Source organism: Lactobacillus sp. ESL0700, assembly GCF_029392095.1.
In the GTDB taxonomy this organism is placed as follows: domain Bacteria; phylum Bacillota; class Bacilli; order Lactobacillales; family Lactobacillaceae; genus Lactobacillus.
Map to the genome: position 1 here is coordinate 528,770 of NZ_CP113930.1, position 21,170 is coordinate 549,939.

At 36.4% G+C, this 21,170-nt stretch carries 19 protein-coding genes, 1 tRNA gene and 1 other annotated feature; of the genes, 16 read left to right on the plus strand and 4 right to left on the minus strand.

Features of this window, described 5'->3' with window-relative positions; translation table 11 throughout:
* The first annotated feature begins 116 nt into the window (after positions 1 to 116).
* The 10 genes from OZX63_RS02690 (at position 117) to OZX63_RS02735 (ending at position 11,108) form a co-directional block, all read left to right on the plus strand.
* A complete protein-coding gene (locus OZX63_RS02690) occupies positions 117 to 1,208 on the plus strand; it encodes a tyrosine-protein phosphatase (protein WP_277144352.1) in 1,092 nt (363 codons plus the stop codon).
* Positions 1,198 to 1,647: a PTS sugar transporter subunit IIA gene (locus OZX63_RS02695; RefSeq protein WP_277144354.1), complete on the plus strand. Its 450-nt coding sequence runs from the start codon at positions 1,198 to 1,200 to the stop codon at positions 1,645 to 1,647. Before OZX63_RS02690 ends, OZX63_RS02695 begins: the two co-directional genes overlap by 11 nt.
* Entirely contained in the window at positions 1,628 to 2,104 is a 477-nt protein-coding gene (locus OZX63_RS02700; RefSeq protein WP_277144356.1) for a PTS sugar transporter subunit IIB, read from the plus strand. Before OZX63_RS02695 ends, OZX63_RS02700 begins: the two co-directional genes overlap by 20 nt.
* Positions 2,101 to 2,922 (plus strand): PTS sugar transporter subunit IIC, encoded by an 822-nt coding sequence (locus tag OZX63_RS02705; protein ID WP_277144358.1) that lies wholly within the window; start codon positions 2,101 to 2,103, stop codon positions 2,920 to 2,922. The genes OZX63_RS02700 and OZX63_RS02705 overlap by 4 nt, the downstream gene beginning before the upstream one ends.
* Entirely contained in the window at positions 2,919 to 3,767 is an 849-nt protein-coding gene (locus tag OZX63_RS02710) for a PTS system mannose/fructose/sorbose family transporter subunit IID (RefSeq protein WP_277144360.1), read from the plus strand. The genes OZX63_RS02705 and OZX63_RS02710 overlap by 4 nt, the downstream gene beginning before the upstream one ends.
* A gap of 340 nt (positions 3,768 to 4,107) precedes the next feature.
* Positions 4,108 to 4,962 carry a PRD domain-containing protein gene (locus tag OZX63_RS02715; protein WP_277144362.1) on the plus strand — a complete coding sequence of 285 codons (855 nt, stop codon included), beginning with the start codon at positions 4,108 to 4,110 and terminating at the stop codon, positions 4,960 to 4,962.
* Positions 4,959 to 6,836 carry a beta-glucoside-specific PTS transporter subunit IIABC gene (locus OZX63_RS02720; RefSeq protein WP_277144364.1) on the plus strand — a complete coding sequence of 626 codons (1,878 nt, stop codon included), beginning with the start codon at positions 4,959 to 4,961 and terminating at the stop codon, positions 6,834 to 6,836. The genes OZX63_RS02715 and OZX63_RS02720 overlap by 4 nt, the downstream gene beginning before the upstream one ends.
* A gap of 38 nt (positions 6,837 to 6,874) precedes the next feature.
* Positions 6,875 to 8,320, plus strand: coding sequence for a glycoside hydrolase family 1 protein (locus OZX63_RS02725; protein ID WP_277144366.1), 1,446 nt, complete (start codon positions 6,875 to 6,877; stop codon positions 8,318 to 8,320).
* A gap of 50 nt (positions 8,321 to 8,370) precedes the next feature.
* Positions 8,371 to 8,610 (plus strand) — a binding site (T-box leader).
* A gap of 44 nt (positions 8,611 to 8,654) precedes the next feature.
* On the plus strand, positions 8,655 to 9,839 hold the full coding sequence (locus OZX63_RS02730) for an amidohydrolase family protein (protein WP_277144369.1): 1,185 nt from the start codon (positions 8,655 to 8,657) through the stop codon (positions 9,837 to 9,839).
* Between the two features lie 87 nt (positions 9,840 to 9,926).
* Positions 9,927 to 11,108: an amidohydrolase family protein gene (locus OZX63_RS02735; RefSeq protein WP_277144371.1), complete on the plus strand. Its 1,182-nt coding sequence runs from the start codon at positions 9,927 to 9,929 to the stop codon at positions 11,106 to 11,108.
* 87 nt (positions 11,109 to 11,195) lie between these two features.
* Here OZX63_RS02735 and OZX63_RS02740 read toward each other — a convergent pair whose 3' ends face one another.
* Positions 11,196 to 11,393 (minus strand): hypothetical protein, encoded by a 198-nt coding sequence (locus OZX63_RS02740; protein WP_277163675.1) that lies wholly within the window; start codon positions 11,391 to 11,393, stop codon positions 11,196 to 11,198.
* 376 nt (positions 11,394 to 11,769) lie between these two features.
* Between OZX63_RS02740 and OZX63_RS02745 the strand changes: the two genes are divergently transcribed.
* From OZX63_RS02745 to OZX63_RS02770, 6 genes are all read left to right on the plus strand, one after another.
* Positions 11,770 to 13,233 carry an MFS transporter gene (locus OZX63_RS02745; RefSeq protein ID WP_277144376.1) on the plus strand — a complete coding sequence of 488 codons (1,464 nt, stop codon included), beginning with the start codon at positions 11,770 to 11,772 and terminating at the stop codon, positions 13,231 to 13,233.
* A 123-nt stretch (positions 13,234 to 13,356) separates the two neighbouring features.
* Positions 13,357 to 14,358, plus strand: a complete 1,002-nt coding sequence (locus tag OZX63_RS02750; protein WP_277144378.1) for a D-2-hydroxyacid dehydrogenase — start codon at positions 13,357 to 13,359, stop codon at positions 14,356 to 14,358.
* A gap of 144 nt (positions 14,359 to 14,502) precedes the next feature.
* Positions 14,503 to 15,213, plus strand: a complete 711-nt coding sequence (locus OZX63_RS02755; RefSeq protein WP_277144380.1) for a lysozyme — start codon at positions 14,503 to 14,505, stop codon at positions 15,211 to 15,213.
* Entirely contained in the window at positions 15,210 to 16,448 is a 1,239-nt protein-coding gene (locus OZX63_RS02760) for a DEAD/DEAH box helicase (RefSeq protein WP_277145089.1), read from the plus strand. The genes OZX63_RS02755 and OZX63_RS02760 overlap by 4 nt, the downstream gene beginning before the upstream one ends.
* Positions 16,445 to 17,773: a PTS transporter subunit EIIC gene (locus OZX63_RS02765; protein WP_277144381.1), complete on the plus strand. Its 1,329-nt coding sequence runs from the start codon at positions 16,445 to 16,447 to the stop codon at positions 17,771 to 17,773. The genes OZX63_RS02760 and OZX63_RS02765 overlap by 4 nt, the downstream gene beginning before the upstream one ends.
* A 53-nt stretch (positions 17,774 to 17,826) precedes the next feature.
* Positions 17,827 to 17,899: transfer RNA gene (locus OZX63_RS02770), tRNA-Arg, on the plus strand.
* 103 nt (positions 17,900 to 18,002) lie between these two features.
* On the opposite strand, the gene OZX63_RS02775 is transcribed toward OZX63_RS02770, so the two are convergent.
* The 3 genes from OZX63_RS02775 to OZX63_RS02785 all read right to left on the minus strand — a co-directional run bounded on the left by OZX63_RS02775 (position 18,003) and on the right by OZX63_RS02785 (position 21,146).
* Positions 18,003 to 19,085 carry a site-specific integrase gene (locus OZX63_RS02775; protein ID WP_277144383.1) on the minus strand — a complete coding sequence of 361 codons (1,083 nt, stop codon included), beginning with the start codon at positions 19,083 to 19,085 and terminating at the stop codon, positions 18,003 to 18,005.
* 122 nt (positions 19,086 to 19,207) lie between these two features.
* Entirely contained in the window at positions 19,208 to 19,507 is a 300-nt protein-coding gene (locus OZX63_RS02780; protein ID WP_277163676.1) for a hypothetical protein, read from the minus strand.
* A gap of 19 nt (positions 19,508 to 19,526) precedes the next feature.
* Positions 19,527 to 21,146, minus strand: a complete 1,620-nt coding sequence (locus tag OZX63_RS02785) for a DUF4041 domain-containing protein (RefSeq protein WP_277144387.1) — start codon at positions 21,144 to 21,146, stop codon at positions 19,527 to 19,529.
* Between the last annotated feature and the right edge of the window lie 24 nt (positions 21,147 to 21,170).

Sequence of the window (21,170 nt, forward strand, 5' to 3'; positions counted from 1 at the left end):
TTTATACAAATCATTATACTCTTTTTAACTATTTTTGAAAATTATTTTACAAAATATCATATTGCGAAAATTATTTTCTTGTAGTATTATCTAATCTGAAAGGGGTTACAAGATAAATGAAAGAACAACCGTATGTTTTATCTAATATTTATATGAAGCGGGATTCTGATAAGTTAATGATTAAGTTGCTAAATTCGACCCAAAAGCAATATCAATTATTAGCGGGCTCACAACCTTCTGCAGAAAATATTACTACAATTTTAGCCACTAGCAATAATGGCGATTTTGAGGTAATTGTACCACGTAAGGAATTACCTAAATATTTTATAATCAAAGCTAGTGATAATAGTTTCTCAACTAATATTTTTGCTGAAAGAGTCATCCCACTTGCTAACGCAATTAACGTTCGTGACATGGGTGGCTATGAAGCAAATGACGGGCGATTTCTAAAATGGGGCGTACTATTTCGTGGTGATCAACTATCAAAACTTGATGAAGATGACCAAAAGCTTTTAACTAATTATAATTTGCGTACCCTTGTTGATTATCGCTCACCACATGAACGTCAGTATCATCCTAATAAGTTTATTCCGACTGTTTTACAGGTATTAAATTGTGATCCACAGTCTAGTTTTTCTGAGGCTGCTGCTAATGTAGTTGATCTTAAGGGGGAAAACGAAAAATTAGTTGAGTCCATTGAAAATGGCGAGGTTCCAGAAAAATATCTTAATGACCGTGGCGAGAATGTAATTGCTAGTTACGAAGATTTAGTAACATCACCGATTGCTCAAAAAGCATACGGACGGTTACTCAAAGCAATTGTTCGTGAGGAAAATTTACCATTGTTCCATCATTGTCGGGGAGGCAAGGATAGAACAGGATTTGGCTCTATGTTAGTTTTGCTAATGCTAAATATTAAAGATGAAGATATTATTCATGACTATTTGTTGACTAAAATCATTCGTAAAGAGCGGAATCAATTAAAGTATGACTTATATCATCAATTAGTTCAGAAGAAAGAATATCTTGACTATTTAATGGCTATGATTGATACAAGAGAAGATTACATTAAAGCCGCTATGAATAAAATCAGAAAAGATTTTGGCAGTTCTGATAACTATTTCCAACAACATTTTGGATTAACAATGGCAGAAATTAACCAAGCCAGAGATTTTTATTTGGAAGAGGGGATACAGCATGGAGAATAAGACACCTGGTGTTGCAGTTATTTTAGCAAGTCATGGATATTTAGCAAAAGAAGCACTTCGAAGTGCAGAAATGATCGTTGGAAAGCAAGATAATTGTGCATATTTGGCAGTTACAGAGAATCTAAATTTAGAACAAGCTAAAGCTCAAATGCAACAAATGTTTACAGATTTAGATACGAGTAAGGGGACTATTATTCTGGTTGATATTTTAGGTGGTACTCCATCTAATGTTAGTGGCACTTTTTGCTTGGAAAAAGACAACGTTCTAGTATTAAGTGGCTTAAATTTACCAATGTTGCTAGATTTATTTACTAATCGTGATAGGTCACTTGATGAATTAGCAGAGTCGCTTACTAATTCATATAATATGGGTTTTCAAAATATATCAGAAAGATTTAAAGAAGAGGAGCAAGAAGACGATGGCAGTGGAATTTTGTAGAATAGACGATAGATTAATTCATGGACAAGTTGTAACAACTTGGTTAAATGTTAAGCAAATTGAACAAGTTATTATTGTGGATGATAAAGTTGCAGCGGATAAAATTCAATCAAATGTTTTGAAGATGAGTGTCCCACGCAATGTTAAATTACATATCTTCACAACTGAAAAGTTTTTGAAAATTGTACCTAATAATCCAGTAACCAGAAGAACTATGCTCTTATTTGCTTCACCATTTACAGTTGAGGATATTGTTGCTAGTGGTTATATGATACCAAAATTAAACATTGGTGGAATTCGAGGAAATGACGAACGTAAACAATACACTAAAGCGGTATTTTTAACTGATGATGAGCGTGCTGCTTTAGAAAAATTGCTTGAACAGGGTGTAGATATTGAAATTCAAATGGTTCCAACAGATGGAGCTGAAAAACTAAGTGAGGTCTTGAAGAAATGAAAGTCTTAATTCTAACTATTTTAGCCTTCTTATTAGGAATTGATAATGTTAGTACCAAGATGTTTAGACGACCACTACTGATGGCACCGCTAGTTGGCCTTATTTTAGGAAATTTACAGGCTAGTTTAGCAATTGGTGCTACTCTTGAAATAATGTGGATGGGTATCGGTGACGTTGGTGCTTACATGGCTCCTGATTTAATTACTGGTACGATGATTAGTACATCCCTAGCTATTATGGGTAATACCAATGGATCAATTTCAACGATGATTGCTACAGCTATTACTTTAGCAGTTCCAACTTCAATTTTAGCCCAACAATTATTGGTTTTAATTGAAACAGTAAACTGTTCTCTTAATGGCTGGGCTAAAAGATTAGCTGATAATGCAGATGTTAAGGGCACATATTGGCTAACATGGCCTTCTGCAATCTTATACGGGTTAGCTTGTGGTTTCCCAACATTTTTAGCTTTACAATTTGGTGCTGGTGCGATTCAACAAGCTATCAATGATCTACCGAAATTTATTGTTAATGGCTTGAGCACAGCTGGTTCGATTATCCCTGCAGTCGGGATCGCATTATTGATGATGACAATGCTTAAAAAGAGCGAATTGTGGATGTTCGTTATTTTAGGATTTGTATTTTCTTCATACATGAAATTGGATATTTTACCAATTACATTAATCGCATTAGTATTTGCATTTTTATACGAACGAGCAACTCGTGAACCTGAAGTTAAGGCAGTAGCTGGTAATACAGGTGAAATTAATAATTCTGAAAGTCAAGTTGATGAAGATGCGGAGGATTATGACTTATGATAGAAGAGAAAATGATCGCGCCAGAACATAAATTAAATAATCGCGATATTTGGCGCATGTTTATGCGTCTGAATACAATGCGAATTACATTAAACTATGAAACTTTACAAGGCGTTGGCTTCATGCGTGCAATTGCACCTGCATTAGCAAAAATTTATCCTGATAAAAAAGACTTATCAGAAGCTATGAAACGTCAACTAGTATTCTATAATTCGCATGTTAACTTTGATGCTGTTATTTTAGGTTTGACTGCCGCAATGGAAGAAACTACTTCACCAGATGAAAAAGATGGTATTAATCCCTTGAAGACAGGATTAATGGGACCTTTAGCTGGTTTAGGTGATAGTTTAATTAAATTTACTTGGTTACCAATTGTAGGTAGTATTGGGGCTTCGTTAGCTTTTGGTGGTAGTATTTTTGGCCCAATTTTGATGTTTATTTTATATAACATCATTAACATGGGAATGAGATATTATGCAGTTTCATTTGGTTATAAAAAAGGAATTGATTTCTTAAATAATAATCAACAAAGCGACGTAATTCAACGTATTTCGACAATGGCAAATGTTGTTGGATTAATGGTTGTTGGTGCATTGATTTCAACTGTTATCAAAGTAAAGACACCATTAAAAATTGCGGTTCATTCCAATGTTTCTAGCAAAGTAGGTAATAATGTAATTGGTGTTCAGACTATGCTGGATAAAATAATGCCAGGATTATTGAGCTTATTGGTAACCGTTGCTGTTTATTATATTTTGAAAAAGATGAACGGTAAACACGCAGCGTTAACAATTGTCATTATGATGGTACTTGTTGTTGGCCTGACTTATCTACATATTTTATAATTAATAATATACATAGAAGCTACAGCTGGTAAAGTTGTAGTTTTTTATTAGCCCTTGTCAGTAATGGCATTAAATATTTAAATTGGCTGTTCAAATAACTTAAAAAGTGAGAGTTATAGATAGTAATAAGTAAATAATTAAAGTTTATTACCTACAAAAAAGCGTTGACAATAAGTTTAACTGTGTTAATATACTGTTTGTAAGCGATTTATATTTAAAATATTGGATTAGTTACGGATAAAGCCGGCAAGACCTAATAATACCCTGTTTTAGGGTTTATTAGGTCTTTTTTTCGTTCTAATCAGCTTACATATTTACAACGTTGCAATGGGAGATAGTAATGAAACTCGTTCGAAGAATAAATAATAACGTAATTCAGGTAAATGACCAGGGCATTTCAAAAATTGTAATTGGTTCTGGTATTGGTTTTAAAGCATATCCCGGACAAACAGTTGATCCAAAAAGGATTGAACAAGTTTTTTTACCCAAGCCTAACGAAGATGTTGAACAATTTATTTCGATGATTAGTTCGCTTTCATTAGATGTTCTTTCAGTATCTAGAGCAATTTTTAAAATGGCGATTGATGGCTATAATCTCAAGCTATCGCAAAACTTTATTATTTCTTTGGCAGATCATCTGCAGTACGCAGAAGAAAGACTAACTGAAGGAATAATAATTAAGCAGCCTCTTGAAATAGAGGTTAAGCAATATTTTCCAATAGAGTGTAAAGTGGCAACTAATGCACTTGTGTTAATTAATAAAAAAATGTCTACCCCTTTTCCAGAAGAAGAGATGGTGTCGATTGCTTTGCATTTAATTAATTCAGAAAGAGCTAGTGATACCGAAGTGACGGCAATAGAATTGACAGAACTTATCTCAATGACTAAGAAAACTATTGAAAACACTTTTAAGACAAAAATTGACGAGTCAACTATTTCATTCGCACGCTTTGTTTCGCATTTAAGATATTATCTTGCACGTCAACTAGAAAATAAAAAAAGTTCTGGAACTTTAATTGACCCAAATTTAATCAAGATTATAAAAGAAAAATATGGCAAGGCGTATGGTTGTGCTGAAAAAATCAATGAATTAATGATGAAAAATTATAAGTTTGAGGCTAATGAAAATGAAACAGTATTTCTCACTGTCCACATTAATAGATTAGTCCGTAAGAAAGAGGATGAAATATCATGAGTATTGAAGAACAAGCTCGTGAAATTGTTAAAAATGTTGGTGGGCCAAATAATATTAAAAGTTTAACTCGGTGCATGACTCGCTTAAGATTCGTATTAAAAGACGACTCTAAGGTAAATGAAGATGCACTTAAAAAGTTAGACGATGTTATGGATATTAGAAAAGCTGGTGGTCAGTTTCAAGTAATTATTGGTGCCAAAATTGATAAGTATTATAACGCCGTGGTAAAAGATAATCCAGGTTTAAATGCTGAAAGTGTGGAATCAGAAACTAGTGAAAAAAAGGGTGTCTTTTCAAGGGTAGTTGAAACTTTATCTTCGATTTTGATTCCTACGTTACCACCAATTATTGGCGGCGGGATGATAAAAGGATTTCTATTTATGTTCGTCCAGTTTAACTGGATGAGTGCTAATAGTTCAGCGTATATTTTATTTAATGTTATCGCTGATTGTATGTTCTATTTCTTTCCATTCTTATTGGCTGTATCCACTGCACGTAGTTTTAAGACTAATGTTTATATGGCATTAGCACTAGCTGGTGCCATGATGTATCCAAGTATTTTACAAAGTGCAGCTAAAGGTGGCAGTTTAAAGTTATTTGGCGGGCTAGTAATACCATATATCGATTATAGTTCATCAGTTATTCCAATTATTTTAACTGTTTGGTTGATGAGCTATGTTTATAGATTTTTCAAAAAATATATTCCTGATATTATAAGTGCCATTTTTACGCCATTGCTTACCTTAGTTGTTGTTATCCCAATTGAACTTGTTGCCATTGCACCTTTGGGCTTTTATATTGGTAATTACATTGCGATTGGGATGCAATATCTAATTAATCTATCACCAATTTTAGCCGGATTTATTATTGGTGGTACTCGGCCGCTACTTGTTTTAACAGGAACTCACCACGCTGTTCGTGCAATAACGCAACAGCAGGTTGCTACTTATGGCCGGACAACGATTGGAGCAATGAATTTTGTTTCTACATTTGCACAATCGGCAGCAGCTTTGGGAGTCTATTTCTTTACTAAAAACAAAAGAATGAAAAGTTTGTCATTTAGTTCAACTATTTCAGGATTTTTAGGTGTTACAGAACCAGCTTTATATGGTGTAGTTACGAAATATAAAATTGCAATGCTTGGAGCAGTAATTGGTGGTGGCGTTGGCGGCGCAATTGCTTCTTACTTTAATGCAGCTGTTTATGGTATTGTTCTACCAAGTATATTGACGATTTCTGCAACAATAGGTAAAGGTTTTATTGGTATGGCCCTAGGTGTTCCAACTTCTATTGTTGTCACACTTTTGGTGATTTTCTTGGGAAGAAAATCGATAATCAGGCAAGATGAAGAAGACTTAGCCAAAGAAAATAATCAGAATCAAGATATAACAGTTAATCATGATAACTTAGTTTCAGCTATAAAAAATGCCAATATTATGTCTCCTGCTAATGGTAAAATTCAATCGTTATCTAGTTTAAACGACAAAACTTTTGCCAGTGGTATGTTGGGTAAGGGAATAGCAGTTAAATCTACTGACGGTAAAGTTTTTTCACCAGTAGATGGTGTAATTACTTCGGTTTTTCCGACTAAGCATGCAATTGGACTTAAAGCTGAGAATGGCGTTGAGATACTTCTTCATATCGGTATTGATACTGTAAACTTAAACGGTAAGTTTTTACATCCCGAAGTTAAAGAAGGCGACAAAGTAGTTAAAGGCCAACAAATTATGACCTTTGATTTCAAGAAAATTATAGAAGCTGGTTATGATGATGTAGTAATTATGTTGATTACCAATACTGACCAGTTACTTAATATTAATAATGTTAAAGACAGTGGGGAAACTACTAAAAGTCAGGTATTAATGACCGTTTAATTTGACTTTTAATGATTTTATAGAAAGACGTGAAAAATATGAAGGAATTTCCTGATAATTTTCTTTGGGGTGGAGCAACCTCTGCAGCACAATATGAAGGTGCGGCACAAATTGGCGGCCGAGGTCTGTCACACATGGATTTTATTCGTAGAGCAGGTAGTGGCAACAAATCTTTGAACAATATTACCAAGGCACAATTTGAAAATAATAAAAAACATCAAGATGAATATAATTTTCCATTTAGACGAGGTTCAGACTTCTATCATCACTATAAAGAAGATATTGCATTACTTGGAGAAATGGGCTTTAAAGTCTTTCGGATGAGTATTTCATGGAGTCGCCTTTTCCCTAAAGGCATAGAAGATACGCCATGTCCAGAAGGTGTCCAGTTTTATCATAATGTCTTTAAAGAATGTCATAAATATGGCATTGAACCTCTTGTAACAATGATTCATTATGAAGTTCCCGTTTATCTTACTGAAACCATAAATGGTTGGGAAAGTCCTAAAATGGTTGATTACTTTGTCCACTATACAAAATTTCTTATTGATGAATACAAAGATGAAGTAAAATATTGGATTACCTTTAATGAAATAAACATGGTCATGAATTCCTCATACTTGGGTGGTGCAATGTTCGTTACGGAATCTGATAAACCTAAAGAAACTTGTATTCAGCAAGCATTGCATCATGAGTTAATTGCTAGCGCATTAACCGTTAAGTATTTTAAAGATCACGCTCAAAATGACTTAGTTGGAAATATGATTTGTCGTTTACAAAACTATCCGTATACTTGCAAGCCAGCAGATGTGTTAGCTACGCAAGAACAAAATCAATTTAATTATTTCCCAACTGATGTGCAGGTTAATGGATCTTATCCCGAATTTATTTTGAATTATTATAAGAAAAATAATATTGAAATTAATTGGTATCCAAATTATGAAAAGATCTTAAAAGAAGGTACCGTAGATTTTACTTCTATCAGTTATTACAACACTGGAGTAATTAGCGCTGACGAAGATAAAAAAGAGCCGATCGGTAAATTTGTAAGGAAATTACCTAATCCATATGTAAATCAAACTGATTGGGGTTGGGGGATTGATCCTACTGGTTTACGAATTTCATTAAATGATATGACCCAACGCTACCATCATTTACCTATTTTCATTGTTGAAAATGGATTAGGAGCTATAGATGAGTTAACGTCAGACTTCAAAGTGCATGATCAATATCGTATAGATTATATAAAAGCTCATTTGCAAGCAATTAAAGAAGCTATTGATGATGGTTGCAATGTGATGGGGTATACTTCTTGGGGCTGTATTGACCTAGTTAGTTGTGGTACTGCTCAAATGACTAAGAGATATGGCTTTGTTTATGTAGATGCTGATAATGAAGGCAACGGTAGTTATAAGCGCTATCCTAAAGATTCTTTTTATTGGTATAAAAAAGTAATTGCCAGCAATGGTAAAGAATTAGATTAAATCTAGTTGACATCATTAAATAATGATGATAAATTAATTATGAATAAAAACAAAACATCTTGAAAAGCAGAGTAATTATTTGTGAGTCTTAAAAGAGAAGCGATGTTATGGTGAAAGTCGTTAGGCAAGCGGTAGTGAACATGGGCTTCGAATTGATGACTGCTGGCGATAGTTAGCCAGCAGCGGTATTGCAGCCGTTAGCAGTGCAAGCTATTATTAGATAGCTAGTGAGGTTTGCCGTGTAAATGGCAAACAAATTAAAGGTGGTAACACGAGCACTCGTCCTTAAATTGGGACGGGTGCTTTTTTAATTGCCAAAATAGGAGGCATTTTGATGAGCAAAACAATTTTTACCAATATTAATTTATTTAATGGCAAAGACAATGAAATTAAGGCGGATAATTATTTGCTGGTGGATGATAAAACCGGCAAAATTATCCAAACAGGCACGGGACAATTACCGCAAGCTGATAAAACCGTTGACTTAGGTGGCAAGTATGTCATTCCTGGATTAATGAATTGCCACACGCATATTTTTATGGACCCGACCACTCCTGATGGTGGCTCAAGTGCTGGCGTTGTTCCATCAACTGTTCGTGCCGTTCAACATTTGCATGACTTACTGAAATCAGGTGTTACTTATATTCGTGAATGTGGCAGTACTTATAATATCGATATCGAGCTAGAAAAATTAATTAAGGCTGGTAAGTTAAGCAAGGTGCCCGAAATTATGCCAGCAGGACATCCGTTTTCAATGACTGGTGGTCACGGTGACATGCCAAACTTTGGTCGTTTGGTTGACTCTCCTGATGAAATGCGCAAGGCTGTGCGGCAAGGAATTAAGGAAGGTGCTAAAGCGATTAAGGTGATGGCGACTGGCGGGGTCATGACAGAGAGTGATGCATTAGATCAACCCCAATTGAGTGAAGCTGAAATACACGTGGCAGTTGAGGAAGCGCACCACAAGGGATTAATTGTTGCGGCTCACGCTGAAGGCAATCCAGGTATTTTGAATGCGATCAAGGCTGGTGTGGACTCAATTGAACATGGTTTTTACGTTAATGATGAAGAAATTAAATTGATGCTGGAAAAGGGCACTTACTTAACGCCAACAATTGTTGGTGCTTGGGCCTTTATTGAGTACGCTCCCGGCAAGATTCCTGACTGGGAAATGGCTAAAATCTCTGCAGCTTGGAAAGATTTGCGCGGAAATATTACTAAGGCAAAGAACGCTGGTGTCAAGATTACTTTGGGTACAGATGCCGGTACGCCATTCAACGACTTTACGATGACGCCGCAAGAATTACCGTTATTAGTTGAGCAAGGTTTTACAAACTTCGAAGCTCTAGAGACAAGTTTAAATGATGCCAAGTTAATGAAGATTGATGATGAATACGGTACTTTGGAAGCCGGAAAATATGCAGACTTCTTGGTTTTAGATAAAAATCCGTTAGCTGATATTACAGCAGTTGTTCAAAAAGATAAGGCCGTCTACAAGAAGGGCTTGCGTGCATATTAAGGAAACAATACGTTTTTGAATTGAAGTTGTTCTCGTGCTTAAAAGAGCATAAAATGGTTTTATTTAATAAAACTAAAGGAGAACATTATGAAAGTTCTATACCAAAATTTAAATTTATTTGATGGTGAGCAAGATAGCATTCAGCCAAATTCTTGGCTGGAAGTTGATGAGCAAACTGGTAAAATCACGGCTTTGGGCAGCGGCAACGCGCCACAGGCTGATAAAGTGGTTGATTTACAAGGAAAGTACGTTATGCCGGGGCTGATTAATTGTCACGACCATATGGTGATGGACCCGACAGATCCGCGCGGTGTAACTGACTTTAACGTGGTGGAAACAACAGTTGATTCTGTTCAGCACTTGCACGAAATGCTGAAGTCTGGTGTTACCTATGTGCGTGAGTGCGGTTCAACTTTTGACATTGATTTAACAATTGCTAAGATGATTAATGAGGGCAAAATTACCAATGTACCTGAAGTAATGCCGTCAGGGCGCCCATATTCGATGACTGGCGGGCACGGTGATATTCCCAATTTTGGTTATGTTGTTGATTCTCCTGATGAAATGCGTAAGGCAGTTCGTCAAGGGCTGAAGCGTGGTGCTAAGGTAATCAAGGTTATGGCAACTGGCGGCATTATGACTGAACGCGATTTTATGGATGATCCTCAACTCAATGTTGCCGAAATTAAAGCGGCAGTTGAAGAAGCGCACCATAAAGGAATTACGGTTGCAGCTCATGCCGAAGGAATTGCAGGCATTATGAATGCGATTGAAGCCGGTGTAGATTCGATTGAACACGGCTTTTACGTCAATGATGAAGCCATTGATTTGATGTTAGAAAAGGGCACGTACCTGACACCAACAATTATTGCAGCTTGGGCCTTTCCAGAATATGCAGTTGGAATTGCACCTGACTGGGAAATGAACAAGGCAGAGAAGGCATTAGCTGATTTGCGCAAGAATATTGCTCACGCCAAAGACCGCGGTGTCAAAATAGCATTGGGTACAGATGCCGGGACAACTTTTAACGGCTTTTCTAAGACTCCTGTGGAATTACAATTACTAGTTGATGATGGTTTTAGCAATTTTGAAGCTTTGCAAACTAGTGTTAATTCCGCCAAACTTATGAAAATTGATGATGAGTATGGCACGCTAGCAGTTGGTAAATACGCCGACTTTTTGGTTTTGGATGCTGACCCACTGGCAGATATTAAAGCAGTTGCTCAGGAAGATAAGGCTGTTTATAAAAAAGGCCGACGAGCATATTAAAAAGTATAATAAAATCCCACTATCTAAAATTATGATAGTGGGATTTTTTCGTTAAAAAATTTATAAATCTTCGGTGTACATTATTATTTAGTAGCTTAATAAAGTATTTTGGGACTGGTTAAACGAAACTGCAAACAAATCATGAATTGCTTCTTTAGATGTAAAGCCATAATAGTTGGCAGTAGTTGTGTCATCAATTAGATTAAAAATTGCTTTTTCAAGATCTGAAAATATATATTTATCATTGATTTTGCCCATAAGTTTGACAATTATACAAATTTGCATTGCGAGAGCATTTGTATAAATACCATATATCTAAGGGAAATTTTATTTTTCATAATTTTGCATAAAAAACCTTCGCGATGGGACGTGTCCGTTAAGCGAAGGGATAGATCTTTCAATAATAATTTAACGGATAATGTGTAAAAAGTCAATATTTTGTTTTGGTTAATAATAAAAGAATTATACAGTATTAAGCCGAAAATATCATTATGTTAATTAATAAAAGATAAATTATTTAAAACGTTAAAAATCTTGACATGATTTGTTAAATCCCTCTTGCTTTTTTAGCAGATAGCTTCATAATTGAAACAAGAAAAATAAGTCCCTATCACTGCAACGTGGTAGGACTTTTTATGTGATTTAATTTTGAGGAGCAAGAATGACTAAAAAGCAGATTAAATATGTCACGCTGGCGCTGATGCTTGGCAATATTATGTCGGGGCTGGATGGTACGGTAATTAACACCGCGATTCCAGCAATTGTTGCCGCCTTGCATGGGATTCAGTTTATGGGCTGGATTGTTGCCATCTTTTTATTAGGGATGTCGATTTCGATTCCCTTATGGACTAAAATTGGTGAGAAAATCACTAATAAGTTGGCGTTTGAAATTTCATTGGTGCTGTTCATTATCGGCTCTATTTTTGAAGGCTTGGCACCGAATATTTTCTTCTTTCTAGTTGCCCGTTTGGTCATGGGCATTGGTGCCGGTGGCATGGGATCCTTACCCTACATCATTGTTGGTTATATTTATCCAAATATTAAAACGCGGACGCGAATCTTAGGTTATTTGACCGCGAGTTTCAACGTGGCTGCGATTATGGGGCCGCTCGTTGGTGGTACCATTATTGATACAATGTCGTGGCACTGGGTCTTTTATCTGAATGTACCAATTGGAATTATTGCGGTTATCTTGAGTATGCTATACTTCAGGCCAATAACGCCAAAATCTACCCGTAAATTTGATTTTTCTGGTGCTCTGTTACTGGCGCTAGGCTTATTAACGTTTTTAATGGGGATTCAGCTCCTAGGCTTGACTAGTAACTTAGTTGTTGCGGTATTGGTTGCAATTAGTTTGATTTTTATTGGTGGCTTTTTATGGCGAGAAAAGCGGGCGACCAACCCAATTATTCCTCTGTCGATTTTCAAAAATAAGGCGTTAAATGGCGACTTCTTACTTTTTGCGTTTACTTGGGGCGCATATTTAGCTGTCAATACTTACTTGCCGATGTGGGCGCAAGCTCTCTTGGGGACCACAGCACTTGTTGGTGGTGTAACTTTGGTGCCAAACTCAATTGTTGATATTACAGCTTCGCAAAGTGTTTCCTTTATTAGTGACCGTGTGCGCACGTTTACGCTGGTATTAATTGGAATTTTGGGGATGATAGTGTCAGTCGGCGGCATGTTTTTAGCTGACTTGCAAACACCATTGCAATGGTTGACCTTTGTTTGTGCGTTTTCTGGGATAGGTGTCGGCTTTATCTTTGTCGCACTGCAAGTTAAAGTGCAGGTAGACGCGGGGATGACTAATATGGCAACAGCGACGTCAACTTCTTATTTAATTAGAATTTTGGCGCAAACGGTGATGTCAGCTGTGTACGGCGTTATTATGAATATGGCGCTGGCACGCGGCGTCCAGCAGCATAGCGGCATTACAATGCACATGATGAACGAGCTGAGTGATGCTAAAACGGCAAAATTGTTGCCGGCACGACTATTGCCAACGATGCGGACGATTTTCCACACAGGTATTAAAGAAATTATGATGGTGTCACTACTGCTACTAGTTATTGCGTTTGGCCTAAACTTTTACTTCAATTGGCATACTGATGTGCAAAAAAATTGAAATTAGTAAGTAAAAATAAATTTAATATAGATTTAAATAAATTCTAAAATAAAACTTTAATTCTTTGCTAATATTAGTTAAAATATAAGCAAAGATTTTTTGTTTAAAGGAGGATTTATCCTAATGAAAGTTTTACTATATAATATGACACCTGAGCAAATGGTTTATGTTGATAAATGGCGCAAAAATCACCCTGAAGATGACTTGGAAACAAGCGAGGAGATTTTAGATGCGTCAACAGTTGATATGGCCAAGGGTTTTGACTGTGTCAGCATGATGCAAGTTGTTGACATTGACCAAGAAGAAGTCTACAAAAAATTGGCTTCTTTTGGCATTAAACAATTGGCTTTGCGGTCAGTTGGCTACAATATTATTAACTGGGACTATGTCCATAAATATGACTTGTTTGTCACTAACACACCTGCTTACTCACCAAGAGCCGTTGCTGAAAACACGCTGACTTCTGCCATGTATTTGCTTCGTAAATGGGGACAAATCCTTCAAAATGAAAAGCGCGACCTGAACTTTGTTCGTGAAGAAAATCTGATGAGCGACGAAATCTACAATAAGACAGTCGGAATTATCGGTTTAGGTCGAATTGGTACGGCAACTGCTGAAATTTTCAGTGCTTTGGGTGCTAGAGTTATCGGTAATGATTTGATTGAAAATCCAGCTAACGAGGCTTTCTTGGAATACACCGACTTTGACACGGTCATTAAGGAATCAGATATTCTGACTTTGCATACACCACTTGACCCGTCAATTGTGGACATGATTAGTGCCGAGCAATTTAAGCAAATGAAGGATACGGCAATTATTATTAATGATGCCCGTGGCCCACTCATTAACACAGAAGACTTGGTAGATGCTTTAAAGAATCATGAAATTGCCGGTGCTGCCTTGGACGTTTTGACAGAAGAAAATGACTTCTTCATGAAGAAATTTGACGATATATCGGAATTACCAAAGACTTATCAAGAATTAGCCAAGATGCCAAACGTTGTCATTACACCTCACTCAGCTTACTATACTAAGACATCAGTTAAGAACATGATTGAGCATAGTATGACAGATATTAAGCGGGTTCTGAATGGTCAAAAACCAGTTTATCTTGTTGAATTGTAATTGAAAATTTTAAACTAAATAGGCGATTAACTTTTTTAAGTTAATCGCTTATTTTTTGAGGTAAAATTATCAAAATTTTGTTTGTTCGCTTATAATTAGAGTATTGGTATAATTGATGTCGTTGTGGTAATAATGGAGAATTAAATGAAGCGATTTCATCACAAGTATACACTACCGGCGATTTTGCTGATGCTGGCAATTGCGATTACGCTTTTGTTTAATGGGTTATTTAACTTGAAAAGGCAGACGACATTGCCGCCGGATGCGAATTCAACTGCAATTGGTGTGGAACTTAATCAGAGTTATGGTTACGTTGCAATGCATGAATTGCAGGCAAATGGAATCTCATTTGTCTATTTACGCAGCACGCAGGGGCGGTCATTTTTTGATGATGACTACTTGGCTTATCGCGACCAAATTTTGGGAACTAAGTTAGCTTTTGGCACAAGTGTGGCGTATAGTGATGAGTCGACACCCCAGCAGCATTATACTTATTTTATGAAAAAAGTCGGCTTAAACACAGGCAGTTTGCCAATTATGGTTGTGCCAGCAGTAAGTGAGCGGCGATTGGTCTATATTAAACAGATGGCGCAATTCACGCAATTATTGCTTAACATTGGTAAGCGGGTGATGGTTGACTTGCCGATTAAATACAAAAAGTATTTTCCAGCTGGCGTCTCGTTTATTATAACTAGCAAACGCGAGCCGAATAAACTTCAATATACTTTTTGGCGGTACACGACTAATGGTCGCGTTAAAAATGTCCGCGAGTTGGAAGACGGTGGTGTTACCATGTTTGCTTATAACGGAACGGTAACACAATATAAACAGAAATATGGGCAGTTAATACAATAATGAAGCAAGAATTTGAAACAGTTTTAAATAAATTAGGTTTGAAACAGCCAACGTTAATTCAAAAAGAGACACGTGACGCGATTTTAAACGGCGCTAGTGTAGTGGCACTAGCTAAAACAGGAACGGGTAAAACGCTGGCTTATGCACTGCCAGCATTAGAGCGCGTTAAGCAAGGGATGCCCAACAGTTTAGTAATTATTGCACCAACGACCGAATTGGCCGTGCAGATTCGCCATGCGATTAATCCTTTTGTCCATGCTTTAGGCTTAAAAGGGGTTAGCTTAGTTGGTGCTGGCAACCGGCAGCGCCAGGAAGACAATCTGAAGAAGAAACATCCAGAAGTGGTTGTCGCAACTCCAGGTCGCTTTTTTGACTTCTTTTCCAGTAATCGCATTAAGGTAGAACAGATTAAGACGCTGGTAATTGATGAAGCCGATGATATTTTAGAGTTCAGTAAGATGGAGCTGCTTAGTTCTTTAGGACAAAATATGACGGCTGATGCGCAAATTTTACTATTTGGCGCAACGGAATCGGAAATTACGCAAAAAGCCGAAGAAATTTTTGATCGGACCTTTTTATTAATTGATGTGCGCAGTCAACAGGAGACAACTGTTAAGAATTATTTCTTGCAAATTGATAATGCGCATAAGATTGATTTTGTGCAGCGACTGACAAGGCTAGATCATTTCAAGGGAATTTTATTCTTTGATTCTAACCAAACGATGATGCGTTTTGCCGGAATTTTTGCTCATACCAAAACTAAATTTACGTTATTGGCAAATGAGTTTGGCAAGGAAAAGCGTGAACAAGCGCTCCATGATTTAAAAATTGGTAAAACCAAATTGCTGCTGGCAACTGATTTGGCCGCTCGCGGATTGGATATTCCTGGCGTAACTTATGTCATTAACTTCGATATTCCGAGTGAAATCAATACATATTTACACCGCGCTGGTCGGACGGGCCGTATGGGAGCCAACGGCTATGTGGTAACTCTTGGCGATGATCATGATTTTCGTGATTTGAAGAAACTCTTGGGTGATGGCACCACTTTAGAACGAGTTTACTTTGCCGGTTTTAAGTTGGTAACGCAATTGCCGCGCAAGAAAAAGGCTAAAAAGGCGGTTACTGCAGAAACTGCTGCGCCAGCACCGGTTAAAAAGAAGAAGCATAAAAAACATCAGAATAAAAATAAGGGTTATCACCCACATTATTTAAAGCAGAAGGGGGAACAATGAGTCGATTAGTAGCTTGGCTGGAAGACTATGTGCTGCCAGTAGCCAATAAAATTGGGCAAGTGGGTTGGCTTGTGGCGTTGCGGGATGCATTTATCTCCGTCATGCCAATTACCATTGCCGGTTCGGCCGCCGTATTGATAAAAAGCTTGATTGCAGTAGCGAAAACCAATCTGGGTTGGACGACTTTTGCATGGACAATGCAGCCGCTGGCGTTAGTTTGTAATGTGGTATGGCGCGGGACATTTGCTTTATTTGCACTCTTTTTGGCATTGTCACTTGGTTATCACTTTGCCAAAATCTTAGAGGTTGATCCACTTGCTGGTGCCATAGTTTCACTGTCGTCTTTAGCAATGAGCATTGCTAATTTGACAAAAGTCCAAGTTGCGGGCCATGAAATCGTGATGCAACATGCATTTGACATTGAGCAATTTTCAACCACCGGTATTTTTACGGCAATTTTGTTTGGGACGATCGGTGTTTTAATTTATGCGTTTTGTGTTAAAGCACGAATTATGATTCATTTGTCGGCTAATCTGCCTTATGCGGAACAACGGGCGTTTGACTCACTTGTACCGGCAACGATTGCAATTTTTGTAGTTGGTGCAATTAATTTCATTTTTCAAGCAGTAACTGGTACTTTCTTTGGCAATTGGTTATTACACACAATTCAGTGGCCACTAGTTAAAATGGGCCAGGGCTTCGGCATGGTGATGCTCGTAACTTTACTTGTTCAAATCTTTTGGTTCTTTGGGATTAATGGCTTAAGTGTGATGGCGCCAATGCTAGATTCAATTTGGTTGACGGCGCAGAATGTTAATATTACGGCTGTGCGTAATGGTAAACCCGCACCATTATTATGGGTTCGCGGTTCGTTTGACGTGTTTGCCTGGTTTGGTGGCGCTGGTGGAACATTAATGCTGATAGTTGCAATTTTGCTTTTTTCTAAACGCAGCGACTACCGAACAATTGCCAAAGTGGCATTAGCACCGGCAATTTTTAACATTAATGAGCCAGTTGTGTTGGGACTGCCGGTGGTTCTTAATCCGGTGTACTTCATCCCGTTTATCGTGGCGCCACTAGTTAATGTTGCCTTTTCTTATGGGGTAAGCATGATCGGTCTAGTTAATCCTGTCCAAGCAGCCGTGCCGGGAATTTTACCGCCGATTATTGGGCCGTTTTTAGCCTGCAACTATGATTGGCGCGCCGTGGTCTTGTGCATTGTTAACATGTTGATTGCCTTGGCAATCTGGACTCCGTTCGTGTTTGCGGCAGATAAATTGGCCGATGCCAACAGTCCGCGACCATATTATACAAGGCAATATTAATTACTAAAAAAATTGGCTTTTATCACGTAAATTTGGTAAAGTTAATTTTGTACGGCCCCGTAGTTCATCTGGATAGAACAATGGTCTCCTAAACCGTAGAGGTGAGTTCGAATCTCACCGGGGTCATAATTATGCTTCAAAAAGTCTTGATACATAAGCATTTCATGAATATCGTGGACTGAATTTGGACTAAAAGACCTAGCTAAATCAACAGCTAGGTCTTGTTTTTTTATAATGAGTCCAGCACCTCTTCGATATGATCGTCAGATTTTGCTTTTAATTCATCTATCATGTGAGCGTAAAAAGTTGCTGTAATTGACATGTTTGAATGCCCCAAGCGCTTACTAATTGCATAAAGGTCAACGCCTTCATAAAGTAAAATCGAAGTATGTGTATGTCGTAAGCTATGAAAGTGGAAACCTGGTTTATTAATATTACATTCAATAAGCAGTTCTTTGAGCTTTTTGTTGCAAGCAGTAGTTGAGGGCAGTTCCTCAAGACTTTTTGCAAATACATATTTTTCATTACGCTTTTGTAGTGGCTTTAAAATGTTAAGTAGCTTATTAGTTACCCTGATTGTTCGAACTGATGATGCTGTTTTAGGTTCTTTGATTCTACCAGTTACATATGAAAAAGATTTAGTAATGCTAATTGTTTTTGCCTTAAAGTTAATGTCTTTCCATGTAAGAGCCATAATTTCGCCAATTCGCATTCCTGTATAAATTGCCGTTAGAATCATATAGCGACTACTATAACGTGGATTTAATTTTTCTTTAGTTTTAGCAATTAAAGCTTGGGTCTCTTTAACAGATAAATACAAAACTTCTTTGGTTCGATTAATATCATAAACAAGATTAACTCGTGCAGTAAAATCATTATTGATTATGTGATCAACAATAGCGTCTTTTATACAACCGCGAATAATACCATTCGTTTTACGAACTGAAGCTTTTGAATGATTTTTGCCATACTGATTAATAAAATCTTGATATTGTATTCTAGTAATTTTATTCATTTTTTGTTGTTTGAAATAACGCTTGATTTCAATTTCAATATATCGATAACGACTAACCGTATTAGCAGCCTTACCGGGAATACGGAAAGCTTCTGACCATTTCTTGTAATAATCGGCAAAAGTGGGATTTTCAATTACTATATCAGACTCAGCTTTTTGTACCTCTATCTTAGATGCCCATACTTGAGCTTGCCGTTTTGTTTTAAAACCACTTTTAGATTTTTGATGGAATTGACCGCCTTGCTTAAAGGATACTCTGGCGCGCCATACATCGCCGCGTTTATCAAAAGTTGCCATTAGAAACCACACCTCCGATGTGATAAAATAAAATTTGAGCGCACAAATAGCGCAGATTATGTGAATCGATTAATAGTTATGTTTTCCAGACGGACTATTAATCGATTTTTTTGTTTTAATGATTATTTATTTTTCAATAATTCAATTATTTTTTCATTTTGTTTTCTCAATTGATCGTTTTGCTTAATTAAAAGCCAATTTTGTTCAACCATACCTGTTAATAGAATATATATGTCTCGTGGTACATCAGACTTTGAACTAAGTAGTGGATAGCCATACATTGTTTTTAATTGATGTTTAATACGTTTTAACTGAGGAAAACAATCCTTATCAATGTCGCTAAGGCTAAGATTGTTTAACCAAGTTTCCATATCTTGAGCTTTTTGCTCATCTTTTTCTTCTTTCGATTTAAATATTCCCATCATATTCTCCTACTAAAAATTACTTGTTTTGAGTATTTGTATTTTTTTCATGTTGTTCGATATATAACGTGTCACGATACTCATAGGCATCAGGATATTCGTTAAAGTTAAAAGTTAGCTCTTTATGCTCGTTAAGAACCTTTTTGAGTTCATCCATAGGTATCTTGAAGTATTCTTTACGCTTGTTTACCCGATTAACTCGTTCATTGTCAAAGCGTCTGTGCAATTCTGCTTCCAGCTTAAAGGCATCATCGCTAAACACTAAGGCATTAACATCGAATTTAAAGGGAACAGAAGCACTACCTAACTCATTAATCCTATCCATTGGTTCTAGTCGTCTAGTAACACCAATTTTGTAAACATCTTTACCAAATGATCCAATATTGGAAATAATATAAACATAACCAGCTGTAAGATTAGCAGCTCTATCTTCTAACTTTTCCTTTTGCTTGCGAATATTATCAAGTTTATCTTGCAACTCCTGTAATTCATGTTTTAGAGCCAATACTTCAGCTGTATCAGAAGTGCTTTCTAGTTTCTTAGATATACGATCTTTTGCTTGAGAAAAATGTGTTTCATCTTTTTCATATTTGGCACGTTCAGATGCAATTTCACGTTGCAATTTCTTTTCTTCACGTTCACGTTCGCGTTGTTCACGCAATTCCTCTTTTTCTGCTTCTTTTTTAAGAGCATATTCAAGAGCAATGTGAGCTTCATCCAGTTTACTGTTTAGATAATCTTCGTTTAGGTAAACACCATTGGGTTCGTTTAATTTGTTTAATTGTGTAAAAGAAGAATTAATTTTTTTCTCAACAGTTGCAATATTAGACTTGGTAACTTTATTGATGGCTGCTTCACATTCACCGTTGAAAGTTCTAAGTAATTGCTTAATATTTTTCTTTTGCAATGACTTTCCCTTAGTCTCAGAACCATCTAAGGTCATAGGTTTGAATATTCTACCCGCGATGTTGTTATGAATTAATATTTTTTGCTGATTACGGACTTTCGATAATTTATCTTTATATTTAACTGAGTCCACAAAATCATAGTGTGGTTTATATAAACCGTAACTTTCATAAGTCACTTCATCAGATAAATCAATAATTTCACTGTTCAAATTTTTTATTTTTTTATTTAATGAATCTATGGTTTCGTTAAGTCTAGATTGCTTGATAGTTTTTATAGTTAGTTCTTTATCTAAGCCGTCTACTTTCTTAGTCTTTTTATTGATAAGCTCATCCAACTCTACAGGTTTCATCTGAGAAACAGTTAGGTTTAGGTCAGCTTTACGCTTTAAGTCAGTATTGGCAGTTCTCAAAGATTTTATTTTAGCATCAGCTTTACTACTTTCTTTATTCATATTTTCAATTTTAATATTTGTTTCGCTGTTTTCCTTTGTCAGCTCATCAATTTTGTTTTTAGCTCGCTTTTGTTTGATACACAAAAAAATAATAATAGAAATTGCAATAATACCTACAATCCAAGTTGAAATTTCTGGTTCAATATATAGGTTATTTATTATTAGATTTATTACAACCACAATAAAACTAAAAACAAATATGATTCCCAAAACTGTACCGCAGCCATAATGATGCTTTTCTTTCTCTTCAGATTTGTTTGAAATAGTATCGAGTTTCATATTTGATCCTTTCTAAAATAAGTT

What these genes read in the sequence shown, in the direction of transcription:
- OZX63_RS02690 (WP_277144352.1), top strand. Translation starts at nt 117, where the DNA reads ATGAAAGAACAACCGTATGTTTTATCTAATATTTATATGAAGCGGGAT.
- OZX63_RS02695 (WP_277144354.1), top strand. Translation starts at nt 1,198, where the DNA reads ATGGAGAATAAGACACCTGGTGTTGCAGTTATTTTAGCAAGTCATGGA.
- OZX63_RS02700 (WP_277144356.1), top strand. Translation starts at nt 1,628, where the DNA reads ATGGCAGTGGAATTTTGTAGAATAGACGATAGATTAATTCATGGACAA.
- OZX63_RS02705 (WP_277144358.1), top strand. Translation starts at nt 2,101, where the DNA reads ATGAAAGTCTTAATTCTAACTATTTTAGCCTTCTTATTAGGAATTGAT.
- OZX63_RS02710 (WP_277144360.1), top strand. Translation starts at nt 2,919, where the DNA reads ATGATAGAAGAGAAAATGATCGCGCCAGAACATAAATTAAATAATCGC.
- OZX63_RS02715 (WP_277144362.1), top strand. Translation starts at nt 4,108, where the DNA reads ATGAAACTCGTTCGAAGAATAAATAATAACGTAATTCAGGTAAATGAC.
- OZX63_RS02720 (WP_277144364.1), top strand. Translation starts at nt 4,959, where the DNA reads ATGAGTATTGAAGAACAAGCTCGTGAAATTGTTAAAAATGTTGGTGGG.
- OZX63_RS02725 (WP_277144366.1), top strand. Translation starts at nt 6,875, where the DNA reads ATGAAGGAATTTCCTGATAATTTTCTTTGGGGTGGAGCAACCTCTGCA.
- OZX63_RS02730 (WP_277144369.1), top strand. Translation starts at nt 8,655, where the DNA reads ATGAGCAAAACAATTTTTACCAATATTAATTTATTTAATGGCAAAGAC.
- OZX63_RS02735 (WP_277144371.1), top strand. Translation starts at nt 9,927, where the DNA reads ATGAAAGTTCTATACCAAAATTTAAATTTATTTGATGGTGAGCAAGAT.
- OZX63_RS02740 (WP_277163675.1), bottom strand. Translation starts at nt 11,393, where the DNA reads ATGCAAATTTGTATAATTGTCAAACTTATGGGCAAAATCAATGATAAA.
- OZX63_RS02745 (WP_277144376.1), top strand. Translation starts at nt 11,770, where the DNA reads ATGACTAAAAAGCAGATTAAATATGTCACGCTGGCGCTGATGCTTGGC.
- OZX63_RS02750 (WP_277144378.1), top strand. Translation starts at nt 13,357, where the DNA reads ATGAAAGTTTTACTATATAATATGACACCTGAGCAAATGGTTTATGTT.
- OZX63_RS02755 (WP_277144380.1), top strand. Translation starts at nt 14,503, where the DNA reads ATGAAGCGATTTCATCACAAGTATACACTACCGGCGATTTTGCTGATG.
- OZX63_RS02765 (WP_277144381.1), top strand. Translation starts at nt 16,445, where the DNA reads ATGAGTCGATTAGTAGCTTGGCTGGAAGACTATGTGCTGCCAGTAGCC.
- OZX63_RS02775 (WP_277144383.1), bottom strand. Translation starts at nt 19,085, where the DNA reads ATGGCAACTTTTGATAAACGCGGCGATGTATGGCGCGCCAGAGTATCC.
- OZX63_RS02780 (WP_277163676.1), bottom strand. Translation starts at nt 19,507, where the DNA reads ATGGGAATATTTAAATCGAAAGAAGAAAAAGATGAGCAAAAAGCTCAA.
- OZX63_RS02785 (WP_277144387.1), bottom strand. Translation starts at nt 21,146, where the DNA reads ATGAAACTCGATACTATTTCAAACAAATCTGAAGAGAAAGAAAAGCAT.